The following is a 14,401-nucleotide window of genomic DNA, read 5'->3' as shown; positions in this document are numbered from 1 at the left end:
TTAATTTTGAATGAGCGAGTGAGTGACTGTGTGAATGGGGAATTTTGAATGACTGATTTTTGAATGATTGAATCCTTGTAACTTAGTCGGCACGTTCTGTCATTTCGAACGGTAGTGAGAAATCTATCTGGAATTCTGAAGAGATCTCTCCTATCGTCGAGATGACATACCTGAAATGAAAAATTCACTCATTCAGAATTCTCCTCCAGCTTCCGAAGCCATACTTGCCCGCTCCATCACCCCGTGGTCATCGTTCATGATCAGGCCATCTTTTAGTCTGATTACCCGGTGCGTCTGCGCGGCAATGTCGTTCTCATGCGTCACGATAACCACCGTCATGCCTTTGCGGTTAACTTCTTTAAAGATATCCATTACATCGTAGGACGTCTGGGTGTCCAGGGCGCCCGTTGGTTCGTCGGCAAGTATAAGTTTGGGCTGCGAGATGAGGGCGCGGGCGATAGCCACACGCTGTTTCTGCCCGCCCGACAGTTCGTTTGGCGAATGCTCTGCCCAGTCCTTCAGCCCGACCATGTCCAGGTACTCCAGCGCCAGTTTGTTGCGCTGCTTACGGCCCACCTGCTGGTAGTATAGCGGCAGCGCCACGTTCTCCATCGCATTTTTAAACGACAGCAGGTTGAACGACTGGAAAACAAAGCCCAGAAACTTGTTGCGGTAGTAGGCTGCTTTGGCGGCAGAAAGGTTCCGGATAGGTGTGCCAGCCAGCGTGTAGTCGCCAAGGTCATAGTCGTCCAGGATACCCAGGATGTTGAGCAGCGTAGACTTTCCTGAGCCCGAGGACCCCATGATTGATACAAACTCCCCCTCCTGCACGTGCACATCAATGCCTTTGAGCACATGCATCTTGTTGTGGCCCATGGCATAGTACTTATGGATGTTCTGTAGCTGTATCATAGGCTGGCAGTTAAAGTATAGGCACCTTCTGTTTTACGGTAGTTTGTATTGCAAGGTACTGATATGTTTAATTAAATCCTGTTTATATTCTACTTACAACGCCTTTTCCTCTACCTACCGCATATCTGTGTCGACCAAATCAGCATAACAAAAGCTATACATTGGCGAACGGCAGGTTTGATGGGGCAAAGGCAAACAAGTCGCCTAAGTTGTTGCCATTGTAGCAGATAGATGCAACAGCCGGCATACAGGTTGCCTGCCTATTAAAATATTTTCTGACTGATTAACAGTGAGGATTTCCTGCTACATCCCCTGTAAACTTATAGGCGCCCTTTTAAAGTAATCCCGCTTGAGGGGCTTGCGTACATAAGCAGATGTTCACTCAGCAGCTACCGGAGCCTGTTCTGTTTCACGCCCTCAAGCACCACCTGGACTTTATCGAAGGGTTTGTGCAGGAAAGCGTACGTGTGCCGGAGCAGCAACTAATCAAAGCTTTGCGTACCATTGGCAGTTCGCAACTGGACCTGTACCTGGGGCCTCTCTCGCCGCAGCAGCTAGCCAGGGAAGCCATTTTATACTTGCAGGAGCGGCAGTTGCTACAGCCTGAGCCATACTTGCGCCACCTTGGCTCCGCCGGCTTTCAGGTGCTTCCCCTCTCCGACGGCTCCGACTGGACACTGCGCTGGGGGCTGGCGGAGAACCGCCACGTGCACCTGCACCCTGCCCGCTATGCCCGCCACACCCTGCGTGTAAAAGCCAACCACCTCAAATCGGCCATTGCTGCCGCTGTGGCAAGTATAAAGTATAACCGGAGCATAGATTTGGACCTGCTCAACCAGGTGCGCCACGCGTGGTTGGCCTTGCCTCCCGTTAAAGCCTATACTTCTGATGAGGGCCTGGGAAGTATACTGCAACTGGTGCGGGGCACTTAAACACGTATCGCCACCCCATAGGAGCGGCGATACGTGCAAGCTATGTAGAACGAAACTTATCGGTTCATTTCCCGAAGGGCGGTAAGGGATACCTGTCTGTTGTTGAGTTGGGTGTACTTAAAGTCGTCGCCACCGTTAAACCTGGCTCCCTTCACGTTGAAGCTGTCGGAGATCTCGGCATACTTGAAGTTGGCCGTTCCGTCGAAGCTGGCCTTCTCGAAGTTTACGCCTCGTTCGAACTCGGTATACTTAAAGTTTGCCTCCTCTTTAAACGTGGCACCGGCAAAGCTTACGCGCTCCGGAAACTCCACATACTTAAAGTTGGCATCGCCCCCAAACCGAACGTTGCTGAAGTTCACGCCCTTCTCAAAGTCGGCATACTTAAACAGCGCCTCTTCGGCAAATCGGCTGCTCATAAACGATACCTTACCATCAAACGCGCTATACTTGAAAGCGGCGGCTTCCTCAAACGTGCAATTCTCAAACACCACATCGCCCTCAAAGTTCGTCTTGTACATCTCGTTGCCCGAGGTGTTCAGAAAGCCGCTGTTCTCGGGGTTGAAATAAGCCAGCACATCGCCTTTAAAAATACAATCCACAAAAGTAAGCGGAGCTTTTACGGTGCTGGTGTACTCCTTGCTTGCGCTGTTGCTGTTCTTGTCCTGCTTCATGTTCTGGAGCTTGGTCATGTCCAGGTCGCCCACTATCACGGCGTTTTTGTAAGACACGGCCTCGCCACGGCTTATTTTGGCGATGATCTCAGATGCATTCACACTTTTTTGAGCCCATGCCAGCAGCGGCAACATGAGGATTACGAGTAGTAGCTGAATTCCTTTCATCAAAGTTTTAATTAAGGTTAACGTTCTTTCCCTAAGCTTCTGATTAAAAGATGCCAGGAGAAAGCAGAAGGTTGCCTCGGACCTGAAAAAACTGCCCCGGCAACCGGTGCTGCTGCAACCTTTAGCCTGTAAAGCCATCTTTCATTTGCCCCAAAATTGTAGCCACATCTGCTTTGAAAGGGATTTTTAAAATTTGCCATTGCCACGCCGCAGTCAGAAATATTTTTTTTCTATCTGCTGTAATGTTTTCCCACCCCGGTCGTCTCTGTTACTGAATGGATTTACAAGAGTTTAAAAGCAAGGTGCTTCCTGCAAAGCAAAAGCTGTATCGGCTGGCTGTCTTTATACTTCGGGATAAAGAAGAAGCAGAGGATATCCTGCAGGACGTGTTCCTGAAACTCTGGACAAATAAGCACAAGCTGCATGCCTACACCAGCATCGAGGCCTTTGCCATGACTATCACCCGAAACCTGTGCCTGGACAGCATCAAGACTAGCAAGCGGAAACGCATGGTGGATGCCACAGGGTTGGAGCTAAGCTCGGGAGAAGTAACACCCTACCAGCACACCGAATCGGCCGACAGCATGAGCAAGGTAGAAGGCCTGGTGGCAGGGCTGCCGGAACAGCAAAAGCTTATCCTGCATCTGCGCGATGTGGAAGGCTGTTCTTTCGAGGAGATAGAGCAGATTACGAATTTAACCGTCAACAACATTCGGGTTATACTTTCAAGGGCCCGCAAAAGTGTACGTGACAGTTTCTTAAAGCTGGAAAATTATGAAGTGGGATAACATAGAGGCACTGCTGCAAAAATACTACGAGGGCGAAACCACGGTGGCCGAGGAAAAGCAACTGCAGGATTTCTTCAGCCGGGAGCAAGAGTTGCCGAAGCATTTGCAGCCGCACGCCGCGCAGTTCGGCTATTATGCGCAACAGCAGGAGGCGCAACTGGATAAGTTCTTGGCAGACGAGTGGCTGTTTGAGAAGATAGAAAAGCAGGCAAAGGCACCACAGCAGGGCAAGCACTTGTTTTTCCCGATGCTGCAGGGAGCAACCGCCTACTGGCGCGTGGCAGCAACCATTCTGCTGGTGGCAGGTGCCTTCTGGGCAGGCAGCCACTACATGAATGGCTCCACCACGGCGCAGCAGACGCCGGAAATTGCCGCTCTGAGGAAAGAGGTACAGGAAATGAAGCAGGTGCTGGCAACAGGGCCCGCGGCAGATTACTCAGCCAGCGACCGCATCCAAGTAGTAAGCCAAGAATTTAGCGCAGCCCCCGAAGACGATGAGGTGATCACCCTGCTCATCAGCACCATGAACAGCGATCCGAACGTGAATGTGCGCCTTGCCGCCAGCGAGGCACTCTTCAAGTTCAAGGAAAGCGAGCAGGTACGGAATGCCCTGATCAAGTCGCTGCCGAAACAAACAGACCCGCTGATGCAGATCACGCTGATAGACATGCTGGTGCAGCTAAAGGAGAAAAAGGCTGTGGAGCAGTTCAGGAAGCTGGCCGAGAAAGAAGACCTCTTACCCATTGTAAAGAACAAAGCCCAGGAAGGCATCGGCATTCTTATATAAAATCAAATTCTGACATTAAGTATAAAATAGAAACATGAAAAAAATAATGTTAATGGCATCGGTATGTCTGATGCTCACCGGAAAAAGCATGGGCGCAGTAGCGGCATCCCCGCACACTAGCAGCTTGGCATGGGCCCATGGCTCAGAGACAGCAACAAACGAAGTAGCTTTACAACAGGATGATGCGGCGGCACAGAACAAGCCGCTCACGCATAAAGTGAAGCTGGCCAATAACAAAGACAGCCGTGTTATCCTGTCGATGTTCAACAGCGGCGTGCAGATAGTGGGATACAACGGCGATGAGGTGATTATAGAAGGCGATGGCCAAGATGCTCCGCCAGAACGCGCCAAAGGACTTAAACCAATGTATAACCAATTGGAAGATAACACGGGCTTCGGACTGGCTGTAACAAAGGAGAACAACACAATCAGGATCAGCAAAGCCTCCCGCCAGAGTGGCAACTACATTATCCGAATTCCAAAGAACGCTGCCGTGGTGTATGCGGAGACGAACTGGACCGGTAATGACATAACCATGGCGGACATGAACGGGGAGATTGAGCTAAAGCTGAACAACTCCAACGCCACGCTCACCAATGTAACGGGTCCCGTTATCGCCAATACAACGGCCGGGGATATCGTTGCAAAATTCTCCGGTCTTAACCAGAGTAAGCCCACCGCCATTTCTTCGGTGGCAGGCACTGTGGATATTTCGCTTCCGGCAAGCACCAAAGCCAGCTTTAAACTGAAGACGCTACAAGGAGAGGTCTACTCTGACTTCGATATGAACCGGGCGGGCAACACGAAGAACGGCTTGCCCCGCGTGGCCGGAGGTGACACCATCGAAGCCACTACGAACGGTGGTGGAGCAGAAGTGAGTTTGTATACCATTACGGGGGATATGTTTATCCGCAAGAGCAAGTAATTCAAAAACTATAATCTAAAGGACTATGAAAAAAGTATTCGTTTTAAGCTTAGTGTGGTTTGCATTTACCACAAGCTTACTGGCCCAGACTAAAACAGTGGAGAAGGTGCTGGCGGTGCCGGCGAACAAAAAAATCGACCTAAAGCTTACCTTTGGTGACAACATCAAGATAACTGCCTGGGATAAAAAAGAAGCCTCCATCAAAATTGACTACGAGATAAACGGCGGCAAACTGAACGACGCGCTGACCCTCGATTTCAAATCAGACAACACGAGCGCCCGGGCAAAAGTTGACCTGGACGAAGAGCTGATAAAGAAAGGCAAAGCTGAAGACTGCCCGGGAAGTCGGGGGAACTACAGCATGCAGATCAACGGAGACAACGGGGACCACAGCTACACCTGCACCAAGATCAACTATGAGATTTTCGTGCCTCGTGATGCGGACCTGACCGTGGAAACCATTAACGGCAATATCGAGCTACGGGGCCTTACTGGTCCGGTGCACGCCAAATCCATCAGCGGCTTTGTAGACATGAACTGGTCCGAAAAGAAAGGAGCCACAGTTTTGCTGGAGACCATCACCGGTGAGGTATACTCTGATTTGGGAATGGAATTTCCGAATGGCAGAAAAGATGCACCCATGGTGGGATATGAGCTAAAAGGGAACGTGAACGGCGGCGGCTCCAAAATTAACCTGGAAAGCATCAGCAACGACATTTATTTCCGTAAGCAGGACTAGTGCTGGGCCAAATTATAAATTATGAATTAGAAATGATTCGTAAGAAGATTTCAACACAGTTTCTAATGGCACTTGCTAGCTTTAAAAATTATATTTGAAGAGCACTAAGTATACTTGTCGGAAGACCTCGCAGCGTGCGCAGCTCCTGCGAGCGTCTGGTCAGCTTATAGCTACTTATCCCAGAGTACAAGCCTTAAAACACAAACAGCGCCACCTCAAATGAGGTGGCGCTGCCATTCTATACTTGAGAAAGATTTTGCTTAGATGTGCAACGCACGGTTCTCCGTCGCTGCCAGGCACGCTTCCTTCATAGCTTCGGCATAAGTCGGGTGTGCATGGCTCATGCGGGCCACATCCTCGGCAGAGGCACGGAACTCCATGGCTGTCACTGCCTCGGCAATAAGGTCGGCAATACGCGGGCCAATCATGTGCACGCCGATGATCTCATCCGTTTCCTTATCAGCCAGTACTTTCACGAAACCGTCTGTATCGCCGGATGCTTTGGCGCGGCCAGATGCTTTGAACGGGAATGAGCCTGACTTATAGGCACGACCCTGCTCCTTCAGCTGCTCTTCGCTAAAACCAACGCTCGCCACCTCGGGCCAGGTATACACCACGCCCGGAATCAGGTTGTAGTTGATGTGCGGCTTCTGCCCCACAATCTGCTCGGCCACCAGCACGCCTTCTTCCTCGGCTTTGTGTGCTAGCATCGCGCCACGCACTACGTCGCCAATGGCATAAATACCCGGCACATTAGTCTCCAGGTGATCGTTCACGGCAATCATGCCCCGGTCACCCAACTGCACCCCGGCGTTCTCCAGGCCCAGGCCTTCGGTGTACGGTTTACGGCCCACAGAAACAAGCACGTAGTCGCCCTCAAACGTTACCGCCTCTCCTTTCGGGTTCTCGGCCGTTACTTTCACCGTTTCGCCCTCGTTGGTAGCGCCGGTTACTTTGTGGTTGAAGAAGAACTCGAACCCAAGCGTCTTCTTCAGGATGCGCTGCAGCTCTTTGCCCAGTGCACGGTCCATGGTTGGGATGATGGAATCCATGTACTCCACCACCTGCACTTTAGAACCCAGGCGTGCATACACAGAACCAAGTTCCAGCCCGATCACGCCACCACCGATGATGATCATGTTCTTTGGCACTTCTGTCAGCGTCAACGCCTCTGTAGACGTGATGATGCGCTGCTTATCCACAGGCAGAAACGGCAGCGATGTTGGCTTGGAGCCTGTCGCGATAATCGTTTTGTCTGTTTCGATCTGCTGCTCTTTCCCTTCTGCGTCTGTTACCTTAATCGTGTTCTTGCTCACGAAAGAGCCCAGGCCGTAGTAGGTGTCGATCTTGTTCTTTTTCATCAGGTACGCAATGCCGTCGTTGTTCGACTTCACCACTCCTGCTTTGCGCTGAATCATCTGCTGCAGATTCACCTGAAGGTTCTCCAACTCAATGCCATGGTCTTTGAAGGCATGGGCCGCATTGTGGAAATGCTCGGACGAATCCAACAGCGCTTTAGACGGGATACAGCCCACGTTCAGGCACGTACCGCCCAGTACATTATACTTCTCAATAATAGCGGTTTTCAGGCCCAGCTGCGCACAACGAATCGCTGCCACGTAGCCACCAGGTCCAGAACCGATTACGGTTACATCGTATTTCATTCTTTTTATACTTTAAGGAGAGTTCCCTCTCGTTTTGTATTGTTTTCTCTTTGAACGTTAGACCAACCCCTGCCCCTCCAAGGAGGGGCAGGGGTTGGGGAAGTCCCCCTTTGAAGGGGGTAGGGGGATGTTTTACGTTCGCAGCCCCCCCTAAAGCCCCCCCAAGGGGACAATCAAAAAAAGGAGGAGCAAGCTTTTTAGCTAACCCCTCCTTTATTTCTATTTACTATACCCCTAACAGCAATCTCATCGGATCTTCGAGCAGTTCCTTCACGCGCACCAGGAAGCTAACCGACTCACGGCCGTCGATAATGCGGTGATCGTAAGACAGGGCCAGGTACATCATTGGTCTGATCTCCACTTTACCGTCTATAGCAACCGGGCGCTGCACGATGTTGTGCATACCAAGTATAGCCGACTGCGGCGCGTTGATGATCGGAGTAGACATCATGGAACCGAACACACCACCGTTGGTGATGGTGAAGGTACCGCCTGTCATCTCCTCGATAGACAATTTGCCGTCGCGCGCTTTTTTCGCTAAACGAATAACCTCTTTCTCAATGCCATCCAGTGTCAGGCTTTCCGCGTTGCGAATAACCGGCACGACCAGGCCTTTTGGTGAGGAAACAGCGATGGACACATCCACGAAATCATTAAAGATCATGTCATTGCCATCAATCTGCGCGTTTACCGCAGGCCACTCCTTCAAGGCAACTGTACACGCTTTTGTAAAGAACGACATGAAGCCCAAGCCTACCTCGTGCTTCTCCTTAAACTGCTCCTTGTACTTGCTGCGGATGTCCATAATCGGCTTCATATCCACCTCGTTAAAGGTAGTCAGCATGGCCGTATCATTCTTCACCTGCACCAGGCGACGGGCAACGGTTTTGCGCAGCGAGCTCATTTTCTCACGGCGTTGGTTGCGCTCTCCTGCGGCAGCCGGAGCCGCTGCGGCGGCAGTAGCTTCCTGCTTCGGAGCAGGGGCAGCAGCCGGTTTAGCGGCAGCCTGCTGTGCATTTTGCGCATCTTCTTTGGTGATGCGTCCGTCGCGGCCTGTGCCCTGCACGTCGGCAGCGTTGATGCCTTTTTCTGTAAGTATTTTACCGGCAGCCGGCGATGGTGTACCAGAAGCATACGTCTGGTTGCCATACCCTGTAGCGGCGGCAGCTTGTGCCGCTGGCTGCGCTACTTTTTGTGTAGCGGCATCCTGCTTGGCGTTGGCCTGCGCCTGTGCATTGGCAGCGCCTGCACCCGGAACGATCTTGCAAAGCAGCCCACCAATCTCTACCGTATCGCCTTGCTGAGCTACAATCTGCAGTGTACCGGCAGCTTCAGCCGGCAGCTCAAAAGTAGCTTTATCAGACTCCAGCTCAGCGATTACTTCGTCCATTTCCACATGGTCGCCGTCATTTTTCAGCCAACTGGCGATCGTTACTTCTGTGATGGATTCACCAACAGTCGGCACTTTCATTTCTACTGGCTCACCGGCTGCTACTGCGGCTGGCTGCGATGCCGCCTCGGCAGGAGCAGCTGCTTGCGCGGCTGGCTGTGACGCCTGGGCAGCAGGGGCCGCCGCAGGAGCAGATGCCGAAACACCATCCTGATCGATTCTGCAGATCACAGCACCGATTTCGATGGTATCGCCTTCTTGTGCTACAATACGTAAAATGCCTGCGCCTTCAGCTGGCAGTTCGAATGTGGCTTTGTCAGATTCCAGCTCAGCAATCACCTCATCCATCTCCACACGGTCACCGTCTTTCTTAAGCCACTGGGCTATAGTTACCTCAGTGATCGATTCACCTACGGTAGGCACTTTTACTTCTAAGCTCATATATTATTCAATTATGAATTACGAATTAAGAATTATGAATGAGTAATGACTAATCTACTTAATTAGTCATTACTCATTTTAAATTATTCATTAGATGGCGAATGCTCTTTGCACCAGTTCCTGCTGCTCTTTTACGTGTACCTTGTTGTAACCTGTGGCAGGCGAGGCACTGGCTTTACGGGCCACCACGTCCTCGATCTGCTTGCGCATCAGGCGCAGGATGTACGTCCAGCCGCCCATATTCTCAGGCTCTTCCTGTACCCAGTAAATCTTCGCGTCTTTATACTTGGCAAGCTCAGCCTCCAACTGCACTTTCGGGAATGGCGCCATCTGCTCCAGACGGATAAGTGCCACGTCCTTGCGCTTGCTGTTCTGCTGCTCTTCCAGTAAATCAAAGTATACTTTGCCAGAGCACAGCAACACTTTCTTCACAGACTTAGCCGTGGCGTAGTCATCACCTATAACTTCTTTAAAGCCTCCCGATGTAAAGTCGGCTACCGGAGAAGACACCAGCGGGTGGCGCAGCAACGACTTAGGCGACATGTTGATAGCCGGCTTGCGGAACGGCAGCGCCAACTGGCGACGCATGAAGTGGAACAGGTTAGCCGGTGTGGTTATACTTGTCACGAAGATGTTGTTCTCGGCAGCTAGCTGCAGGAAGCGCTCCGGGCGGGCATTCGAGTGCTCCGGTCCCTGGCCTTCGTAGCCGTGCGGCAACAGCATCACCAGACCGTTCATGCGCTGCCACTTTGATTCTGTGGCTGTGATAAACTGATCGATCATTACCTGGGCACCGTTGGCAAAGTCACCGAACTGGGCTTCCCAGATCACGAGTGCGTTCGGGTTCGCCATGGAATAGCCAAACTCAAAACCTAGCACGCCATACTCCGACAGCAGCGAGTTGTAGATCTCGAAAGAACCCTGGCCCTCACGAATATAGTTCAGGTTGTTGTAAGGCGCGCTGGTAACGGCATCGTGCAACACCGCGTGGCGATGTGAGAAAGTACCGCGCTGCACATCCTGACCGGAGAAACGCACAATTCGGCCATCCAGCAAAATAGAGCCGTAAGCCAGCAATTCGCCGGCTGCCCAGTTCAGTTGCTTGGTCTCGAAGAACATTTCCTTGCGCTCCTTAATCAGCTTTTCGATCTGCTTGAGTGGCTTAAAGCCCTGTGGCAATTCGGTCAGTGCCTTTCCTACGGCTTCTACCGCCTCAGCAGAGATACCTGTTTCCGGCGATTGATTAAAATCCTCTGGCTCGGAACGGCGCAGTTCCTGCCACTCTTTCTCCATCTGCTGGTAGTTGTAAGGCAGCGGCTTCTGCTTCACCATGTCCAAGCGGTCCTGCAGCATTTTGCGGAACTCCTTGTCCATGCTCTTAGCCAAGTCTGCTTCAATCGCACCGCTTGCAATCAACTGCTTGTTGTATACTTCGCGTGGGTTGGCGTGCTTCGAGATGAGGTTGTACAGCTGTGGCTGCGTGAACTTCGGCTCGTCTGACTCGTTGTGGCCATGGCGGCGGTAGCACACCATGTCGATAAAGATGTCGTTGTTCACCTTCTGGCGGTATTCCATGGCAAAGCGCATGGCAAACACCACCGCCTCCGGGTCATCCCCGTTCACGTGCAACACCGGCGCATCAATTACCTTGGCAACGTCTGTGCTGTAGATAGAGGAGCGGGCATCTTCAAAATCGGTTGTGAAACCTACCTGGTTGTTAATCACAAAGTGGATGGTACCACCGGTGTTGTAGCCTTCCAGGTTCGCCATCTGCGTCACTTCGTACACAATGCCCTGGCCTGCCACGGCGGCATCACCGTGAATCAGGATCGGAAGGATCTTGTCTGCATCCTTGTTATAAAGCGTGTCTATTTTGGCACGTACAAAGCCTTCTACTACCGGGTTCACCGCCTCCAGGTGCGATGGGTTCGGCGCCAGTTTCAGGTTCACTTTGTTGCCGGATGGGGTGATTACTTCAGACGAGAAGCCCATGTGGTACTTCACGTCACCGTCACCCATAGTCAAATCCGGAACAGCGGTGCCTTCAAACTCCGTGAAGATCTGCTCATAGGTTTTGCCCATGATGTTGGCCAGCACGTTCAGGCGGCCACGGTGCGCCATACCGATCACTACTTCTTCAACGCCCAGTTCAGAGCCTTTGTCGATGATGGCATCCAGGGCGGGGATGGTTGTTTCGCCACCTTCCAGTGAGAAACGCTTCTGGCCCAAAAACTTCGTGTGCAGGAAGTTCTCAAACACCACTGCCTCGTTTAGTTTGGAAAGGATGCGCTTCTTGAAATCGAGTGATGGGTTGAAGTTAAGCGAGTCTTTCTCCACTTTCTCTTTGAACCACTCCAGCACCTCCGCGTCGCGGATGTACATGTACTCAAAGCCGATGGCGCCTGAATAGATTTTTTTCAGGGCAGCCTCAATGTCGCGCAAAGTGGCCGGGCCGATGCCGATCACTTCTCCCACGTTGAACACGGTGTCCAGGTCAGCTTCCGTCAATCCGAAATCAGCCAGATCAAGACGCGCTTTGCGGTCTTTGCGGGCACGTACCGGGTTCGTGAGCGCGCGCAGGTGGCCGCGTGTGCGGTACGCGTGGATGAGGTTGCGCACGGCCACCTCTTTCTCCGACTCGCCTTCTGCCACAGTTCCTTTCGCAGGAGCTGCAGTTGGAGCCGGAGCAGCGATAGCAACGGCTTCACCGTTGTGTCCGTTCTCGCCATAGGCGGAAGCAAAATCAAAACCTTCAAAGAATTTGCGCCAGCCAGCGTCTACTGACTCTGGGTTTTGCTGATAGTCCTTGTACAGACCATCTATATAATCGCCGTGCGCGTTGGCGATGTACGTATATTTATCCATAATTTAAAACTACTGCGTGTGTGAAAGACAAAGTTAGAAGTATTATTGAAAAATCAAATTTCACACATTCGCATAAGCAAATACAACTCATTATCAAGACTAATGTTCTAGTAAATACCCTGTTTTTGCTGCTTCGGTTGTATAAAGTTTCCAAGGGCGCTTAATCTTCTTAGTATCTGCCTGTTAATGCGATCACGTGGGGCAGCAAAACTGTATAACTGAATCCTGGCATCACCCCATCCGTGTCCACAATATTGATACTAAGCGCACTATGCAAGAGCAGCAAGCATGAAAAGCCGCAGCAACCTGCCTGTTTCAGGTCGGTTAACTGCTAAGCGGAACCTGTGGCAAGACTAGAAACACGATACATTTAGTAAAGGCCACTGCCTGACCCTTTTCAGATTGATGGAAAGTGGTTTTACACTTCAAAGCTGGCGCTCCTGTGGGGAAACGAGGAAAAAGGCTGCTACTGCAGCAAGCAAAGCAAGCGCGGCACAGATGTGCATCACCAAAGTATAGGCCTCCAAAAAGGCTGCATCCAACACTTGCTGCACCTGTACCCGCTGCGCTCCCTGTACCTGCTCCGGCACAGTAGCCCCTCCCAACTGATCTGCCTGCGCCAGGATTTCCTGTGTTGCCGGAGCACCCAGATTTATACTTGCCATACTTGCCTGCAGCTCCTGCCCAAACGTAGCCACGGCCATGGCTCCTACCACGGCTATACTTAGCACCCCCGCCGTACGGCTTACCGCGTTGTTCACGCCAGAAGCCGTACCAGCCAGGGCGTCTTCCACGGCACCCATCACCGCAGTGGTGAGCGGTGCCACCGTTAACGCCATGCCCGCCCCAAACACCAGCACGCCCGGCAGGTACGTATGCCAGTAGTTCGCAAAGCCGGCTGCCTGCTCCACCTGCCCCAGCAGCACAAATCCGACGGCTACCAATGCCGGCCCCACTATCAGGAACCAGCGCGGCCCATAGGTACCGGCCAGTTTGCCCACCCTGCGGGAGCATAGCATCAGGAGCAAAGCGAAGGGCAGCGTGGCCAGTCCCGCCTGCAACTGGCTGTACTGCTGCACCTGCACCAGGTTTAGGACCAATATAAACAGCCCCACGTTAAGCGCGCCGTACAGCAGCAGCGTGAGCAGGTTGGCACCACTAAAGGTGGAATTTCGGAACAGTTGCAGCGGCACCATGGGTTGGTTGCTTTTAGCCTCCACCCACACAAACAGCAGCAGCGCTAACGCACCAACTACCAGTGTACCGGCCACGGCTATACTTCGGAAGCCCAACTCAGGCATCGAGATAAAGCCGTACGTAATGCCTGCCAGACCAAGTATGGCCAGCAGCGCCCCGAGCCAATCCATGGGTTTTCCGCCTGTGCTACTGCGGCTCTCCGGCACTTTGAAGTATAACGCCAGCAAAGCCAACAGGCCGAGCGGCAGGTTCAGGAAGAATACGGCGCGCCACCAGCCCAGATCTGCCAGAAAGCCGCCTAAGGCCGGGCCTACCATCGTGACCATGGTGGTCACTGCCGACCAGGTGCCGATAGCCTGCCCCCGCTCTTCCTTTTTAAAATAAGAGGAGATGATCGCCAGGCTGCCCGGCACCATCAGGGCACCGCCCACGCCCTGCACCGCCCGCGCCAGGATTAGCAGCGCAGGAGACGGCGCCAACCCACAACCCAGTGAGGCAAGCATGAAAAGGCCGATGCCCCACATAAATACTTTTTTCCGCCCCAGCCGGTCGCCGAGCGTGCCGCCAAGCAGCGTGAGCGAAGCCAGGAAAAGCAGGTAAGCATTCAGTATCCAAAGCAGGTCCGTGGCAGTGGCACCCAAGTCACGCTGGAGGGAGGGCAGCACCACGTTCAGCGCAGAACCATCTATAAAAGCCATAGCCGACGCCGTGGTGGCCGATACCAGCACCCACTTTCCGGTGGCCTCATCTGTCTGTGGTTGGTACTGCATGTAGGGCTATACTTGCGGAATGGCTTTAAAAGTTGTTTCCAGCAAAGAACGGCTCCCATTCTATTACTTTATTTTCTTATCCGTTGATGTTACTTTCAATGTGTTAGCACACCTTTTTCATCAGAGTTATCATCCTATACTTGTCTTAAACC

At 52.3% G+C, this 14,401-nt stretch carries 11 protein-coding genes; 5 read left to right on the top strand and 6 right to left on the bottom strand.

The features are described from left to right. Window positions 1-192 precede the first annotated feature (192 nt). Window positions 193-912 (bottom strand): ABC transporter ATP-binding protein, encoded by a 720-nt coding sequence (locus tag A0W33_RS09830; RefSeq protein ID WP_068837983.1) that lies wholly within the window; start codon window positions 910-912, stop codon window positions 193-195. 374 nt (window positions 913-1,286) lie between these two features. Here A0W33_RS09830 and A0W33_RS09825 point away from each other — a divergent pair, with 374 nt between their 5' ends. Next, window positions 1,287-1,844, top strand: coding sequence for a hypothetical protein (locus A0W33_RS09825; RefSeq protein WP_068837982.1), 558 nt, complete (start codon window positions 1,287-1,289; stop codon window positions 1,842-1,844). A 56-nt stretch (window positions 1,845-1,900) separates the two neighbouring features. Here A0W33_RS09825 and A0W33_RS09820 read toward each other — a convergent pair whose 3' ends face one another. Then, window positions 1,901-2,683, bottom strand: coding sequence for a pentapeptide repeat-containing protein (locus tag A0W33_RS09820; RefSeq protein ID WP_068837981.1), 783 nt, complete (start codon window positions 2,681-2,683; stop codon window positions 1,901-1,903). 275 nt (window positions 2,684-2,958) lie between these two features. Between A0W33_RS09820 and A0W33_RS09815 the strand changes: the two genes are divergently transcribed. From A0W33_RS09815 to A0W33_RS09800, 4 genes are read left to right on the top strand one after another with little or no spacing between them, the layout of a single operon-like run. Beyond that, complete coding sequence (locus tag A0W33_RS09815; protein ID WP_068837980.1) at window positions 2,959-3,471, top strand: RNA polymerase sigma factor; 513 nt, start codon at window positions 2,959-2,961, stop codon at window positions 3,469-3,471. Next, complete coding sequence (locus tag A0W33_RS09810) at window positions 3,458-4,258, top strand: HEAT repeat domain-containing protein (protein WP_068837979.1); 801 nt, start codon at window positions 3,458-3,460, stop codon at window positions 4,256-4,258. The genes A0W33_RS09815 and A0W33_RS09810 overlap by 14 nt, the downstream gene beginning before the upstream one ends. Before the next feature lie 34 nt (window positions 4,259-4,292). After that, the gene (locus A0W33_RS09805; RefSeq protein ID WP_229802128.1) at window positions 4,293-5,183 is read left to right on the top strand and encodes a DUF4097 family beta strand repeat-containing protein; all 891 of its coding nucleotides are present in this window, start codon (window positions 4,293-4,295) and stop codon (window positions 5,181-5,183) included. A gap of 25 nt (window positions 5,184-5,208) precedes the next feature. Further along, the gene (locus A0W33_RS09800) at window positions 5,209-5,922 is read left to right on the top strand and encodes a DUF4097 family beta strand repeat-containing protein (RefSeq protein WP_068837978.1); all 714 of its coding nucleotides are present in this window, start codon (window positions 5,209-5,211) and stop codon (window positions 5,920-5,922) included. 260 nt (window positions 5,923-6,182) lie between these two features. Here A0W33_RS09800 and lpdA read toward each other — a convergent pair whose 3' ends face one another. The 4 genes from lpdA to A0W33_RS09780 all read right to left on the bottom strand — a co-directional run bounded on the left by lpdA (window position 6,183) and on the right by A0W33_RS09780 (window position 14,249). Continuing rightward, a complete protein-coding gene (gene lpdA, locus A0W33_RS09795) occupies window positions 6,183-7,586 on the bottom strand; it encodes a dihydrolipoyl dehydrogenase (protein WP_068837977.1) in 1,404 nt (467 codons plus the stop codon). A 226-nt stretch (window positions 7,587-7,812) separates the two neighbouring features. Further along, window positions 7,813-9,417 (bottom strand): 2-oxoglutarate dehydrogenase complex dihydrolipoyllysine-residue succinyltransferase, encoded by a 1,605-nt coding sequence (gene odhB / locus A0W33_RS09790; protein WP_068837976.1) that lies wholly within the window; start codon window positions 9,415-9,417, stop codon window positions 7,813-7,815. Between the two features lie 90 nt (window positions 9,418-9,507). Further along, window positions 9,508-12,282: a 2-oxoglutarate dehydrogenase E1 component gene (locus A0W33_RS09785; RefSeq protein ID WP_068837975.1), complete on the bottom strand. Its 2,775-nt coding sequence runs from the start codon at window positions 12,280-12,282 to the stop codon at window positions 9,508-9,510. Window positions 12,283-12,707: 425 nt separating this feature from the next. Beyond that, complete coding sequence (locus A0W33_RS09780) at window positions 12,708-14,249, bottom strand: MFS transporter (RefSeq protein ID WP_068837974.1); 1,542 nt, start codon at window positions 14,247-14,249, stop codon at window positions 12,708-12,710. Between the last annotated feature and the right edge of the window lie 152 nt (window positions 14,250-14,401).

It is taken from the genome of Pontibacter akesuensis (assembly GCF_001611675.1).
GTDB lineage: Bacteria > Bacteroidota > Bacteroidia > Cytophagales > Hymenobacteraceae > Pontibacter > Pontibacter akesuensis.
The sequence above is the reverse complement of the archived record's forward strand: the minus strand, read 5'-3'. Positions and strand labels throughout refer to the sequence as shown.

Excerpts from the sequence above, each read along its gene's own strand:
- A0W33_RS09815 (WP_068837980.1), top strand. The coding sequence starts at position 2,959 with ATGGATTTACAAGAGTTTAAAAGCAAGGTGCTTCCTGCAAAGCAAAAG.
- A0W33_RS09785 (WP_068837975.1), bottom strand. The coding sequence starts at position 12,282 with ATGGATAAATATACGTACATCGCCAACGCGCACGGCGATTATATAGAT.
- A0W33_RS09825 (WP_068837982.1), top strand. The coding sequence starts at position 1,287 with ATGTTCACTCAGCAGCTACCGGAGCCTGTTCTGTTTCACGCCCTCAAG.
- odhB (WP_068837976.1), bottom strand. The coding sequence starts at position 9,417 with ATGAGCTTAGAAGTAAAAGTGCCTACCGTAGGTGAATCGATCACTGAG.
- A0W33_RS09805 (WP_229802128.1), top strand. The coding sequence starts at position 4,293 with ATGAAAAAAATAATGTTAATGGCATCGGTATGTCTGATGCTCACCGGA.
- A0W33_RS09800 (WP_068837978.1), top strand. The coding sequence starts at position 5,209 with ATGAAAAAAGTATTCGTTTTAAGCTTAGTGTGGTTTGCATTTACCACA.
- A0W33_RS09810 (WP_068837979.1), top strand. The coding sequence starts at position 3,458 with ATGAAGTGGGATAACATAGAGGCACTGCTGCAAAAATACTACGAGGGC.
- A0W33_RS09780 (WP_068837974.1), bottom strand. The coding sequence starts at position 14,249 with ATGCAGTACCAACCACAGACAGATGAGGCCACCGGAAAGTGGGTGCTG.
- A0W33_RS09830 (WP_068837983.1), bottom strand. The coding sequence starts at position 912 with ATGATACAGCTACAGAACATCCATAAGTACTATGCCATGGGCCACAAC.
- A0W33_RS09820 (WP_068837981.1), bottom strand. The coding sequence starts at position 2,683 with ATGAAAGGAATTCAGCTACTACTCGTAATCCTCATGTTGCCGCTGCTG.
- lpdA (WP_068837977.1), bottom strand. The coding sequence starts at position 7,586 with ATGAAATACGATGTAACCGTAATCGGTTCTGGACCTGGTGGCTACGTG.